The following is a 13,148-nucleotide window of genomic DNA, read 5'->3' as shown; positions in this document are numbered from 1 at the left end:
ACCCTTTCTGAACGACGTAAGGAACCATTCTGATGAACACACTCACCGTCCGCCGTCCGGCGGTCGTCTTCGCGCTGGCCGCCGCTGCGCTCGCTCTCGCTGGATGCGCGACAACGACGCCCGACCAGGCCGCTGGCCCGACAACCGCCGGGCAGAGCGTCACGAGTATCGACGCCTGGGTCAAGGCCGCCGGCGAGGGCATGTCCGCCGCCTTCGGCGAGCTCGCCAACACCGGCGACGCCGACGTGACCCTGGTCTCGGCCACCAGCACCGCCTCGACCTCGATGCAGTTGCACGAGACCGTAGACAACGGCAGCGGCTCGATGGTCATGCGGGAGAAAGACGGCGGCTTCACCATCCCGGCCGGCGGCGCGCTCACGCTCGAGCCGGGCGGCAACCACCTCATGCTCATGGGCCTGACCGCCCCAATCGTCGCAGGCGACGAGATCGAGTTCACCCTGACGTTCTCGGACGGCTCCGACTACACCTTCACCGCCCCGGCGAAGGACTACTCCGGCGCCAACGAGACCTACACAGGTGACGACATGAACATGGGCGGGGACGACTGATGCCCCAAGCCCGGGACGCCGGTTCCGGGCGCGGCGTGAACCGGCGACAGCTCCTCCTCGGAGGGGCTGCCGCCGGCCTCGGCGCCGCCGCCGCGATCGGCGCAGACTTCGCCCTCGCCTCCCGCGATCGCGCCTCTTCGACATCGGCAGCCGACGCCGACGCGATCACCGGGAGCGACGCTGTCCCATTCCACGGACCCCATCAGGCCGGCGTCCCGACCGTTCCGCAGGCCCACACCGCGTTCATCGGGCTCGACCTCGCACCGAGCACGAGCCGAGACGGGCTGCGCCGGATGATGCGCATCCTCACCGACGACGCCGCGCGCCTCACCCAGGGGGTCGCCGCTCTCGCCGACTCCGAACCGGAGCTCGCGATCGCGCCCGCACGCCTGACCGTCACCTTCGGCTTCGGCCCCGGTCTCGTCGCCCGCGCGGGAGGAACCGCCCCAGGCTGGCTCGCCCCGCTGCCCGTGTTCTCGATCGACCAGCTCGAGGACGCCTGGAGCGGCGGGGACCTGCTCATCGAGATCGCCTCCGACGACCCGGTCACCGTCGCACACACCGCCCGGATGCTGCTCAAGGATGCTCGCCGCTTCGCGACCGTGCGCTGGCGCCAGGACGGCTTCCGCCGCGCCCGCGGCACCGAACGATCCGGCACGACCATGCGGAACCTGTTCGGACAGGTCGACGGCACCGTCAATCCCGTCCCCGGAACCGAGGACTTCGACTCCGTCGTCTGGGTCACCGACGGCTGGCTAGCCGGCGGCACCGGCCTCGTCATCCGTCGCATCCGGATGACCCTCGACACCTGGGACGAGCTCGACCGCGTGGGGCGCGAGGCATCGATCGGCCGAACCCTGTCGAACGGAGCACCGCTCACAGGGGCGAACGAGACTGACGAACCCGACTTCGCCGCCACCGGCACCGCAGGGTTTCCCGTCATCCCCGATTTCGCCCACATGCGGCGCGCCCGTGGCGACGGCACCGAGCGCATCTACCGACGCAGTTACAACTACGATCTCCCACCCAGCGGCGACGGCATCTCTGAGTCAGGGTTGATCTTCGCGTCCTACCAAGCCGATGTGACCGCTCAGTTCGTTCCCATCCAGCGCCGCCTGGACGAACTCGACCTCCTCAACCAATGGACCATCCCCATCGGCTCCGCCGTCTTCGCCATCCCACCTGGCTGCGAGAGCGGCGGATACATTGGCGAAGGACTCTTGAAATGATTGCTCCGCTGAAAACTGCCGCTCGGACGCTACTTCCTCGCTAGGGATTTCGCTGGCTCAGTCGTCCCTCGCACCCGGCTCCTGGCCCGAGCCGGTCCATGCTCTGCGCGAGGCCGAGTCGGAGACCGCAACGCCCGAGCACAGCGAGCGGACTGCGGCCTCCGACTCTTTCCGCGCTCTGGGAGAGCGGACGAGTCCGGCTATCCGGCGCGGCCCTGGCGTCCGGGTGGGAGCAGTCCGCGGGCACGGGCGCGGGTGACCCAGCCCTGCGCGGTGGAGAGCGCGACGCCGCTGATGTCGGCCATCGTCGCTGACGGGTTCGGGTCGCCCTTCGCGGCGAGCCGACCGTGCTGGAGGGCGACCAGCTCGTAGAAGTCCGGGGTCTGCTTCGGGTCGCCCAGCGGCTTGAGCAGATCGCGCTCGGACACCTTGCGGCCGGACGGGAGGACGATCTTGCCGCCGGTGATCGTCTCGGTGCGCGTCATGGCGAAAAGCCGCTTGTTGATCGCCGCCTCGATCCTGGCGGTCGGCAGCTCGCGCAAGAGCTGGCTAGTGATCGGGTCGCCCGGTCGCCACGGCAGGTAGATGACGCCGGTAATCCGCACCTCCTCCGGGACAGCGAAGGTCTGCCGCTGGAGGCGGATCAGCACGCGGGTCGCCGTGGCCGTGTGCTCGATGTAGCGCCAGCGGCCGTCGATCGTCTCGTTCGCCTCCGAGTCGAGCTGCGCCTGGCGGTCGGCGTCGGTGGTCGCCTGGTCGTTGTAGCCGAGGACCGCGTCGATCTGCTCGCTCGCGTCATCGTCCCGCTCGCCGGGAAACCGGGACGCGAGGTGCCAGCCGTCGGGAAGGTCAGCCTGGACGATCAGGCCGTCGTAGGACTGATCGCCGGGGCGACGCGGGGATGCGGGCATGTCACGAGTCTAGCGAACCTGGGAGTTATCTCATGTAGTTGCGGTTATCTTCGTGGCGGTATAGTCTCAAATATCCGCAACTATCTGATGTTCGAAAGGAGGCCAGGATGGGCGAGAGTGCGGAGGGCGTCGTGCAGACCGGGCCGGCGCCGCTGTTCTACTCCGAGGAAGAGACGGCGGCACTGCTCGGCATCCATCGCACGACCCTGCGCGCCCTCGCCGTGTCCGGCCAGGCTCCGGTAGAGCCGATTCGGCTCACCCCGCACAAGCGCGTCTACCGGCGCATCGACGTGGAGCGCCTGGCGGGGGTGGTCGAGTGAGCATCGAGGCGCGCAAGACCAGGAGGGGCAAGACCCGCTACCTCGCGCGCGTCCGCTCCGGCACGCAGCTCGTCGCGTCCCGCACCTTCGACCGCAAGAGCGACGCCGAGGCGTGGGAGCGGGAGCAGAAGCACCTGCTGGACACCGGCCGCCCGCTGCCGCCGAAGCGCAAGTTCACGATGCAGGAACTGGTCGAGAGGTTCCTCGCGGCGCGTGAAGGCGGGAACCCGCACACGGTGGACACCGACCGGAACAACCTCGCCGCGCTCCCCGCTACCCTGCTGAAGCGGTCGCTCGCCACCGTGCAGGCCGGGGACATCCGGGAGCACCTACTCGCCGAGTTGCGCAGCGGGAAGGCACCGGCGACGGTCGCGCGAGCCAAGACGACCCTGAGCGCCCTGTTCACCTACGCCGACGAGCAGGGCTACCTGCACCAGCCGCACCCGGTGCGGACCATGAAGAAGATTCCCGAGTTGAGCACGGTCGCCCAGCGGGCGGTGAGCCCGAACGAGATTCCCTCCCCGCGCCGCGTCGCCGGAGTGCTCGCCGCCTTGCGGCAGCGGCGCAGCGACATCGCGGACGTGTTCGAGTTCATGTCGCTGACCGGCGTGCGCTGGGGCGAGCTGCGCGCGATCCGCGTGAACTGGCTCTCCGAAGTACCCCTCGCGCAGCTCAACGTCGAGCGTTCCCACTCCGACCGATACGAGGAGAAGAACCCGAAGTCCTGGCGCGGTACCCGTCCCGTGCCACTGTCGCCGCGGGCGCTGGCGATCTTCCGTCAGTACGCCGTGGGAAAGCAGCCCGACGACTACCTGTTCACCAACCAGCAGGGCGGGCAGCTCTCGGTCGGCGTCGTCCGCAAGTTCCCCCTCGGCTTCCGCCGCCACGCGCTCCGCCACTACGCGGCGTCCACCTGGCTGCGGCTCGGCACGCCCGTGCACGAGGTCGCGGACTACCTGGGCGACGAAGCACGCACCGTCCTCGCGGTCTACGCGCACGTCCTCGGGGAAGGCCAACGCCGCGACCACGTGCGGCGTCTCGCCGCCGCCGAGGAGTTCGGCCAGAAGTCGGGACACTCGCGGGACACTCGGCGCGATCCAAGCCTCGGACGCTGACCTCAACGCCTCCCGGCGATCGCAGAAACCTTTTCTGACCAGGGCTTTTTGGCGGAGACGGAGGGATTTGAACCCTCGGTCCCCGTAAGGGGACTCCACCTTAGCAGGGTGGTGCGGGAGCCAGACCGCCGCCGCTCCACCTGGCCGTCCGAGGCCTGAGAACGCCGCGATCCCTTGTGGTTGTTGGGAAGCCGCGGCGCCTTGCCAAGCGCACGTCTCGCACTTATCACGCGCCAGAATCGACCTGAAACGGCATCCTCGGGAGGCTCGGGGTCACCTGGGGGTCACCCAGCACACGTTCCTGAGAGCGGCCGATCAACCGTTCAGACGGTGCACCCAGTAGCCGGGCCGACGCGCCTCGGGAGCGTAGGCGAGCACGAACACCTCACCCTCGCGGACTACGTAGATGAGATTGTATGGGAACTTGCCGAGATGCCAGGTGCGGATCATCGGATCGCGTCGCCGGCCGCGGTACGGCGGCGGCGCGTCCGGCCACTGGAGGATCAACTCGGCGGCGGACTCGGCTACGTCAGCGAACTCGTCACCGAGCCTGCCGTCCTCGATCCCCAGGTAGCGGTCGTGGGCGTGGAGGAACTCTTCACGAGCCTCGGGGTGCTCGTTCCAGTCGAGCGTCACTTGCGCCGCGCGGCCGACCGTGCCCGCGCGATTGCGATCGTCTCCCGGCCGCTGACCGGCGGGACCTTGCCGCTCACCAGTTCGTCAAGGCGCCGGTCGATCGTCTCGTCCCAGGCGGCGTCGATTTCGGCCTGCTCTGCCTCATCGACGTGCTGGAGTGCGAGCGAGGCGATTTCGCGCTCGTCTGCATCGAGGGCCTTGCCCGCCTCGATGTAGTCCGCCAGCTTCGGAGTCATGCGTTTAGTGTACGGCGACCGCAGTGACATCGGCCAGAACCGAGGCACCGCGTGGACGACTGAGCCCACGCTTACCGCATCCGATCGTCACGCGTCCAGTGTCAGGTGGCGAAATCGATCGTCAGATACGGGAGCACGTCCCGGTCGAGGACGGCGGCAGGCGACGTTGATCGTTTCCGCCTCCTGATTGAAGACCGTGCGGGTCTGCTGATCCTTGCGACACCGATCGATGTGGGTTTCGCTGGATTGTCCGGCGTATTATCTCGACATATGGAGCGATTGTCTCGACTGACGCCGGCCACGATTGACGTGTTGAAGATGCTCGTCGCGGCTGAAGGGCCTGTGTGGGGGCTTCAGCTCGTCAAGACGACGGGTCGACCGAGTGGCAGTGTTTATCCGATCCTCGATCGCCTCGAATCTTCGGGCTGGATCTCCAGCGCGTGGGAGGACGACACGTCCCGGCAGGGCCCGAGGCGTCGCTACTACCAGCTTCAGCAGGAAGCGCGAGAGATAGCCCTCGCGGCGATCACCACTGTCGAGAACAGGCAGGCGGCTGAGCGCTCACCACGAGTCCGGCCCGCCGGACTGGCGGGAGCGTAGGCGCATGCACGCGGGGCGGTGTGCGGCGCGTGCCACGGTGAGCATCGCTGCGGCGTTCCTTCCCCGCCCCGAGAGCCGGATCATGGCCGAGGTGTGGGCGGCCGACCTGGACCATGCTGACGAACTCAGCGTGGACTGCGGCGACATCGCTCGCGGCGCGGTTGCCTTCGTGGTCCGCCGGGGCCCCTCCGCATGGTGTCGAAGGCGATGGGTGAGAGCCACGTTCCTAACCGCCGGGCTCCTGGTGTCCGCGATCTTCATCCCCCCGTGGTTCCTCATGCCTGTCGTGGCTCTGGGGTTGCTCGTGTGGCTGATCGCCGCGCCCACGGACGAGTCGCGAAAAGCTCCGAGAACCTCTCGCCACTTGCTTTAGCTAGATATGTAGAGATAGCCTCGATCCGAATCCCGGATCGATTGGCGGACGATATGCGCGAGACGCGACAGTGGCAACGGTGGGTTCCACTGATCTTTGCCTCGATCGCCCTGATTGCCCTGACGCTGCTCCCGGCATGGGCCACGGTTCCCGCTGTCGCCGGGTTGGCTGTGCTCTATCTCATACTCTCGCCGGTGAGAGTGGTGCCGCCGAGCCGACCGTGACACTTCCCGTCCTGTTTGCTTGCTATCCCTACATATGTAGGTCTAGCCTGCGACTACGCCTCGCCTTCGAGGCTCAGGGACCACAGACGGGAGAACGAACGTGAAAAACAGACGAGTAGCCGTACTCGTGGCAGCAGTGCTGGGAGTGCTGGCGATATCGCCGGCAACGGCCGCGAACGCGGAGGACAGCGAAAGCCTCGATGCCCTGCTGGCGCGGGTGGCCCCCGAGGTGCGCGAGAACCTGTATGACGGCGCATCTGCGGCGCGCGGCGCGCAAGCTGTCACGCCGGCAACGGTTCCGACGACGGGAGCGGAGCCGGTCACCACTCACGGTGAGGACGTGAGTGTGTCGATTTGGCTTCCCGCGACGGCGGCCGTTGCGGAGGACTCCGTGGCCGGCGAAGGCGTGCGGCTGTTCGAGCACGGCAACGGTGCGACCAGTGTTCCGCTGGTGAAGGACGACGGATCGGTGCAGATCCTCACCCTCATCGACGATGTCGCCGCGCCGGAGAGCTACAGCTACAGCATCGACGTCGCGGAGGGCGCGACACTCGCCGTCGACGAGGATGGCGCGGTGCATATCACCAGCGCGGACGGTGAGTTCGTCGGTGGCGTCGCTCCCGCGTGGGCGGTCGATGCCAACGGCGCACTTGTCCCCACCAGCTACCAGGTGAACGGGACAACGCTGACGCAGCGGATCGATCACGACGGCGGGCAGTACGCCTATCCGATCGTCGCGGACCCGTGGCTCGGCCAGGACCTCTACTACCAGCCGACTGTCACGTTCCCCTCCGGCGGCTACAAGATCAACGTCACGCCGCGGGCGTGGGGGCAGACCTGGGCCGGCCCGGCAACCTGGTTCGCACACGTCGATGAGGTGAAATCCAAGCTCGGCGGCAACGCGTGGCGATGGACGAACACCATCCAGGAGCAGTTCTATTGCCACATCGCAGGGCTCCCAGCCTCGCTTCCCCAGTACAACCTCGAGTCCTGGCGGCCGCTAGTGGGCTGGGCGCAGTCGCTCGCCCAGTATCACTGCAATCCCTACGACGGCGCCTGGTCGTAACCACCAGTGCGGGGTCGGTCCCGGACCGGCCCCGCACGGACACCTAAGGAGAAGCCCATGACGACTCAGCTAGCAACGGCACAGACCGCCCGCATCCGGGCCCTCATCGTCGTGGGGGTGGCTCTCGTCACCGCGGGGCTCTACTCGATCGTGACCCTTCTCTATTCCGTCTTCGCCCGCTACATGTATGTCGAAGACCTCGATCTCGGGCTCGACGAAAACACGGTGTTCGTTCTCACCCGCATCACGCCTACCGACCGCGGCATCCTCATCCTCGGCGGCATCCTCGCCCTACTCGGAGTCGCGGCGCTCATTGCTGCCGCCATTCGCGGTCGTTACCGCCGCCGCTCGGGCTTCGTCCCGGCATAAGAGCGAGGGGGCCGTCGATCCAGACATATTCATTCCGACACCTAGCAGCACTCATCAACGCACGCAAGGAGTTATGTGATGTCAACACTTCGCCGGTCCACCAGGACCATCGCGGCCACGATCGCCGCATTCGCGATGGTCGTGGGACTCGCCATCGGCGGTCCTGCCCACGCTACCGAGGTAGCGCCCACACCCGTAGATGATTCGTCCCTGACTGACCCCGCCCCACCCATCGACACATCGCTACCCGGTGTCGCAGAGCGGATTGCTGAGATCGAAGCGAACGGCGGCGAAATCCTCGGCGGCTCCTCCGTCCAATACGTCGAGGAGGGAACAAGCGACGACGGCGTGGTCGCACGTGCGTTCCCGTCCGGTTGTGGCTTGACAGTTCTGATCTACAAGCAGACGACACAGATCGTCTCCGACAACCTCACGAGCTGCCTCGCCCCGTTTGTGAGCGCAGCGATGTCCTCCACGATCGGTTTCCTCGCCTGGGGCCACTACAACAACTTCGTGGCCAGCCGATCAGCGCAACGCACAGGCGGTTCGAGCCTCGCACTGGAGTACGCGTACAACTGCTACGACAACGTCGATCGGACCATCTTCCGCACCGTGACCAACGGCACACTCGTCAGAGGCGGCACCACATACACCGCGGCCGCATACGACATCGTCGACACCCCCAACTGCGGAACCTCGTAACACAACACCGCAGCACTACAGGGTGGGCCTGGTTACGACCGGGCCCACCCCTCGATCATGTCCAGGCACTTTCGGTACGTGGCGTCATCGGAGTCCATGAGCAGATCGAGAAGATGAAGAACCTCATACTGATGCTGCTCGGTCCCAGCGCTCGGGAACTCGTCGCCATACCTGACCCATGACGCATCGGGGCGAAGACCTACGAGGACGTTTCCCAAAAACACAGCCGCGGCATCCTCGATTCCATCGGCCCGAATCGCGTCACTCTGGGCCCGCACAACATCACCAAAACGTTCGACACTGGAAGCTAGATGGCTTGAGGCCCCTCCAAGTCCAAACCAGAACTCCGTGAACGGCTCGTACCCGAGCAAGTGACGGACCACGACAGAACCGCTCTCAGCATCAGCCCGATACACGGCACGCCCACGCGGGACCACCCGAACGCTAGACACCGGATGACCGGGGTCGGAGAACACTTGTTCGTCGTTCATGACCTTCCTTCCCTGGACGAGCCGCGTCATCAATTCCATGGTGTCACACACCGTGAGCATCTGCCCCGCTTCCTGCCGCTTGGCAGCCGGCCCCGCGACTCCGGCTGCACCACAGCCAAGCCGTCGGCTCGCGATTCCAAGAAAAGATCACCCTTGATCTTTGGGCGTCAGCGAAGCGAAAGCCCTTCTCACCCGCCCTCTTCTGAGTGTAAGCACTCTGCCGCGGCCTGCCTGCGACAGAGCCCCGAGCCCGGCTACAGGCTCGGCCCGACGTCCCGCTCCGGCCCGGTGCGGCGGTGGTCGCTGGACGGCGAGGCGAATCGGGCGAGCTTCGCTGCCCGCGCCGCCGCGACCGCCTTCGCCTGCTCCGCGGTGATCCGCTCCCACTCGGCTTGCGCCCCGCGGTCGCGGACGAGCCGCGCGGCCTCACCGATCGGCAGGGCCTCGATCCGGGCGAGGTCGTCGCGGGCCTGCTGCGCGCGGGTCCGCCAGCCGGCAGCGCGCTGCACAGGATCGACGGGGCGCTGGTCGCCGAAGATGCGCCGTCGCAGGCCCGCCCGCGCGTCCATGTGCACCCTCGTGAGCAGCTGCTGTGCGCGGTGGGCGTGCTCGGCATCCTGCCGCGCCTCGACCACCTGCGGGTCGGCGTCGGCCAGCTTGACGGCGGCCTCAGCCCAAGCGGGAATCCTCGCGTCCGTCTGCGGCACGCCTCCCCAGCGCCGCCGCGCCGCGTCCTCGGTCGCGCGCAACGCACGGTCCGCGTCCTGCACGGTGCGGGCCGCCGCCCGGCGGCGGAACGGCCCTGCCCGATCCCGGTCGCGGCGGGCCTCCCACGCCCGGTCACGGGCGTTCAGGTAGGCGGTGGCATCGGCGACGGCCTGCTCGATCAGCGGGGCGGCGACGTCGGCGCGGACCTCAGCCGCGTGCGCGTCCGCGGCGGCGACGATCTGCTCCTGGCGTTCGCGCTCGGCCTGCTGCTGGGCGGCTTGGCGGGTGAGCGCGGCCACGGCCCGCTCCCACTTGCCTGCCTGCGCCTCGGCCCGTTCGATCCGCTCGGCCAGCCGGGTCCGCTCGGCGTTCACCAACGCCACAGGGCCGTCCGGGACCAGTCCGGTGGCGGCTTCGCGCGCCGCCTGCGTTGCGGCGACCAGGCCCCGGTCGGCGCGGTCCCGCTCGAGCGCGGCCGTGAACTGCTCCCGCGCGTCGTCCGGGTCCACGGCGACGATGTGCAGCTGGTTCGTCTCCTGCCCGCGGGTCATGCCGACGTAGACGCCGGAGGCGTCCAGCGTGTCGGAGAGGATCGTGTGCGATCCGGGCACGGTCGCGCCTTGGACGCCGTAGGCGGTGGAGGCGTAGGCGAGGTGGGTGTGCTCGGTCACGTACTCCGCTGGCAGGCGCACGGTGCGCTGCCGCTTCCTTCCGTTGCTGTTCTCGGTCGCCCACACTGTCCCGTCCTCGGCGACGGCCTGGACGGTCCAGGTCTGCCGGTTCGCCACCTGCACATCGGCGTCGTTCTGCCGGGTCTGGATCACATCGCCCCGACCGATGCTCAGCCCGTCGCTGCCGCTCGTCGTGCGAGCGTCGTCGACCACGCCTGCGCGTACGCGCTCGTCTCCGATGCGCTCGTTCAGCTCCCGCGTCTCGTCGTTGGTCGCCACGGTGATCGCGTCGCCGTCGCGCGCATCGCGGGCGATCGCCTCCTGCATCGCCTCGGTGCTCTCGTGCAGCACCACGAGGCCGAGGGCGTGCAGTCGGTCGAACAGCAGCGCCGGTTGCTCGCCCCGGCGCATCTGCACAGTGAGGTCCGCGTACTCGGGATCGGCGAAGCGATGCACCGTGGTCATGTCGTAGGTGCGCGGCGAGAGCTGCGCCGCCATGTCCAGCAGCCCGCCCCGGCCGACGGCGGGGAGCTGCGCCCGGTCGCCGATCAGGGAGAGGGTCGCGCCGTGCTCGTCCGCAACGGTCAGCAGGGCGAGGGCGGTGTCCTGGTCGAGCATCCCTGCCTCGTCCACCACGATCCGCTCCCCGCGGGTCAGCCGTGCGGGAGCGGTCGGGCCGGTGTAGGTGCTGCCGCTCTCAGGGTCGGTGTCGCCCGGCGCGAGCCGGGTCCACTCGCCGTCCTGGTTCCATCGCCAGCCGTGCTCGTGGACGAGCTTCGCCACGCTGTCCGTGCTCACGCCGAGCTCCTGCGCGGCCACGTCCGCGGCCTTCTTCGTCGGCGTCACGATCCGGGTGAGCCGGCCCTGGTCGGCGGCGGCTTCGATTGCCGCGCCGAGCATGGTGGTCTTGCCCGCGCCGGCCGCGCCCTCGACCACCACGAGCGGGTCGGTGCTGGCGACCGCGGCGGCGGCCTGCGCCTGCTCCGCGTCCAGCCCGCGCCGCTGCGCCAGCCGCGTCACCTCCGGCACCCGGCTCGCACCGGCCGTTGCACGCGCCTGGAGCTTGTCGCGCAGGTGCGTCTCGACGGCGACCACGTGCAGCGAGGTGAGGTGCGCCACATGGTCGGGCTGCACCACGTCCGGCGGCAGCACCGACAGGCAATCCTCCACCGCCAGCGCCGTCGTGATCGCAACCATGTCGCGCAACACTTCCGGGGTGGCGCGCACCCCGGTCTCCGTGATGACGCGCGTGACGTGCTCCTGCACGGTATGGCGCGTCCACGTCGACGCGCCAGCCGCGCAACGGTCCAGCGCGCGCGATGCGACCTGTTGCACGCTGAGGTCGTCCAGCGACACAGCTGCGCGCCGACGGACGCGCGGCGGGTCCGGCCGGTAGCCGACCTGCTCCAGCTCCACGCGCCAGGCCGCCTCATCCGCAAGCGTGGCCGGCTTCTTCGACGGCCGCTCGTGATCCCAAGCCATCGCCTCCAGCCGCCCCCGGACCACCGGGCCGGGCTCCTCGCCTGGATGCGCCGCACGCCAGCCCTTCTCGAACCGCGCGAGGTTGCGCTGCACCTGTGCGCTACGCTTCGACATGAGCGCGTTATAGGACTCCAGCTCCGCAACCTCCCCGGTCACCGGGTCGAGGGTCAGGCCGTGCTTGTCGAGTACGGCCGCGAGCTGGGGGTGCGCGGCGATGACGGCGGTGCCGAGGGCGCGGATCGCGCCCTGCTGCCGGAACAACGCCGCGGTGTCCAGGCCGCGCCAACTGCCGGCCGCCCACACCCGCGTCCCGATCTGGAAGTGGATATGCCGGTGCGGGTCGCCAGCGCGGGAGGTGTGATGCACGACCGAGACGGTTTCGAGCTGTTCGACCGGCACCACCTCCTGCTTCCCGCGAGGGCCGATCCGGGTGACGCTGTGTTGCCCGAGCCAGCGCCGGATCTCGGCCACCGCATCCGCCTGCGCCGCATCCAGGGCCTCCGATACCTCCGGGTGCAGCGCGGCCGCAACCGACAGGGACTTCGGAGCGTTCACGACCATCTCCGCGAACCGCGGGGAACCCTGCTTGGCCTCGCCAGCGAGCCGGGGTTTTCCCATCGACTCCCCGTCGAGCGGGTTGATCCAGTTCACCCACGAGGCGTACTGCTCCGGGGCCAGCCGGACCTCGCCGACCACCTCCCCGGCGGCGTTCACGGCCGAGAACTCCGCGATCGCGGTCCCGGCCTCCAGGTAGTAGTCGTCGGCCAGGGAACGGTCGGACTCCAGATAGCGGCGGGCCTCCGCACCGGAGCCACGGAATAGGATCACACCGCCCTTCATGCTCGCCTCCTACTCACTCATGTTCTTGCAACTACCTACGGTAGCATTCGTGCATTGGCTCTTGGGCGGGAGAGTCCTGTGAGGCTGGAAGGGTAGTCGGGGACGGTTGAGAGGGACGGTCGGGGCCGTAGGGTCGTGAGGGAGAAGCGGGATCGGATGGTGAGGGCGAGATGAGGATGACGGGGAGAAGGCAGGCAGGACTCGTAGCGGTGGCCGTGCTGGTGACCATGACGGGGCTGACCGGATGCGCCCCGTTCGCGTGCCCGGCGATCGGCTGGTCGAACACGCTCACCGTCCAGCTCGTCGGGGACACCTCCGCGGTCGATCAGGTGCAGCTCTGCACCGACGCCGGGTGCGCTCCCGCAGCCGACGTGGACCCTTCGGGACCGCTGGGGTGGATCACGGTCGAGAGCAACGACGGCGACTCGTGGACGTTCTCGGTGGGCATGACGAGCATGGAACAGGTCACGGTGCGCACGCTCGCCGCCGACGGCACGGTGCTCTCCGACACCGAGGCCACCCCGGAGTGGGTGCGCGTCGGCGGCAGCGCGCAGTGCGGCGGTCCCAGCGAGGCAACGGTCGCCGTACAGGCCTGAGCCCTGATTG

The 13,148-nt window shown here is 68.6% G+C and carries 14 protein-coding genes and 1 tRNA gene; 9 read left to right on the top strand and 6 right to left on the bottom strand.

Translation table 11 applies throughout. The features are described 5' to 3' along the window. Positions 1-32: 32 nt before the first annotated feature. On the top strand, positions 33-569 hold the full coding sequence (locus JOD60_RS05385) for a copper chaperone PCu(A)C (protein WP_076689247.1): 537 nt from the start codon (positions 33-35) through the stop codon (positions 567-569). Beyond that, positions 569-1,798 carry a Dyp-type peroxidase gene (locus JOD60_RS05380; RefSeq protein WP_076689245.1) on the top strand — a complete coding sequence of 410 codons (1,230 nt, stop codon included), beginning with the start codon at positions 569-571 and terminating at the stop codon, positions 1,796-1,798. The genes JOD60_RS05385 and JOD60_RS05380 overlap by 1 nt, the downstream gene beginning before the upstream one ends. Before the next feature lie 200 nt (positions 1,799-1,998). Here the strand turns inward: JOD60_RS05380 and JOD60_RS05375 are convergent, their stop codons facing one another. Then, on the bottom strand, positions 1,999-2,709 hold the full coding sequence (locus tag JOD60_RS05375; protein WP_076689242.1) for a hypothetical protein: 711 nt from the start codon (positions 2,707-2,709) through the stop codon (positions 1,999-2,001). Between the two features lie 107 nt (positions 2,710-2,816). Between JOD60_RS05375 and JOD60_RS05370 the strand changes: the two genes are divergently transcribed. Continuing rightward, positions 2,817-3,029: a helix-turn-helix transcriptional regulator gene (locus JOD60_RS05370; protein ID WP_076689240.1), complete on the top strand. Its 213-nt coding sequence runs from the start codon at positions 2,817-2,819 to the stop codon at positions 3,027-3,029. Next, on the top strand, positions 3,026-4,144 hold the full coding sequence (locus JOD60_RS17170) for a tyrosine-type recombinase/integrase (RefSeq protein WP_076689238.1): 1,119 nt from the start codon (positions 3,026-3,028) through the stop codon (positions 4,142-4,144). The genes JOD60_RS05370 and JOD60_RS17170 overlap by 4 nt, the downstream gene beginning before the upstream one ends. Positions 4,145-4,193: 49 nt before the next feature. On the opposite strand, the gene JOD60_RS05360 is transcribed toward JOD60_RS17170, so the two are convergent. The 3 genes from JOD60_RS05360 to JOD60_RS05350 all read right to left on the bottom strand — a co-directional run bounded on the left by JOD60_RS05360 (position 4,194) and on the right by JOD60_RS05350 (position 5,016). Continuing rightward, positions 4,194-4,282, bottom strand: a tRNA-Ser gene (locus JOD60_RS05360). A 177-nt stretch (positions 4,283-4,459) separates the two neighbouring features. Beyond that, positions 4,460-4,780 (bottom strand): hypothetical protein, encoded by a 321-nt coding sequence (locus JOD60_RS05355; protein WP_076689235.1) that lies wholly within the window; start codon positions 4,778-4,780, stop codon positions 4,460-4,462. Further along, complete coding sequence (locus JOD60_RS05350) at positions 4,777-5,016, bottom strand: addiction module protein (RefSeq protein WP_076689233.1); 240 nt, start codon at positions 5,014-5,016, stop codon at positions 4,777-4,779. Before JOD60_RS05350 ends, JOD60_RS05355 begins: the two co-directional genes overlap by 4 nt. A gap of 105 nt (positions 5,017-5,121) precedes the next feature. On the opposite strand from JOD60_RS05350, the gene JOD60_RS17165 reads away from it, so the two are divergent. The 4 genes from JOD60_RS17165 (at position 5,122) to JOD60_RS05330 (ending at position 8,350) form a co-directional block, all read left to right on the top strand. Next, positions 5,122-5,616, top strand: a complete 495-nt coding sequence (locus JOD60_RS17165) for a PadR family transcriptional regulator (RefSeq protein ID WP_232321700.1) — start codon at positions 5,122-5,124, stop codon at positions 5,614-5,616. Positions 5,617-6,340: 724 nt separating this feature from the next. Next, a complete protein-coding gene (locus JOD60_RS17160) occupies positions 6,341-7,279 on the top strand; it encodes a DUF2599 domain-containing protein (protein WP_198159129.1) in 939 nt (312 codons plus the stop codon). A 57-nt stretch (positions 7,280-7,336) separates the two neighbouring features. Continuing rightward, a complete protein-coding gene (locus tag JOD60_RS05335; protein WP_076689224.1) occupies positions 7,337-7,648 on the top strand; it encodes a hypothetical protein in 312 nt (103 codons plus the stop codon). A 78-nt stretch (positions 7,649-7,726) separates the two neighbouring features. Beyond that, a complete protein-coding gene (locus JOD60_RS05330) occupies positions 7,727-8,350 on the top strand; it encodes a hypothetical protein (protein ID WP_076689222.1) in 624 nt (207 codons plus the stop codon). Between the two features lie 32 nt (positions 8,351-8,382). Here the strand turns inward: JOD60_RS05330 and JOD60_RS05325 are convergent, their stop codons facing one another. Beyond that, on the bottom strand, positions 8,383-8,871 hold the full coding sequence (locus tag JOD60_RS05325) for a hypothetical protein (protein ID WP_157127854.1): 489 nt from the start codon (positions 8,869-8,871) through the stop codon (positions 8,383-8,385). Between the two features lie 224 nt (positions 8,872-9,095). Then, on the bottom strand, positions 9,096-12,542 hold the full coding sequence (gene mobF, locus JOD60_RS05320) for a MobF family relaxase (protein ID WP_076689217.1): 3,447 nt from the start codon (positions 12,540-12,542) through the stop codon (positions 9,096-9,098). A gap of 209 nt (positions 12,543-12,751) precedes the next feature. Between mobF and JOD60_RS05315 the strand changes: the two genes are divergently transcribed. Further along, positions 12,752-13,138 (top strand): hypothetical protein, encoded by a 387-nt coding sequence (locus JOD60_RS05315; RefSeq protein WP_076689215.1) that lies wholly within the window; start codon positions 12,752-12,754, stop codon positions 13,136-13,138. The last annotated feature ends 10 nt before the right edge of the window (positions 13,139-13,148 follow it).

The organism is Microbacterium aurum, from assembly GCF_016907815.1.
GTDB lineage: Bacteria > Actinomycetota > Actinomycetes > Actinomycetales > Microbacteriaceae > Microbacterium > Microbacterium aurum.
Note: the sequence above shows the minus strand (reverse complement) of the source record. Positions and strands in the feature narration are given on the sequence as shown.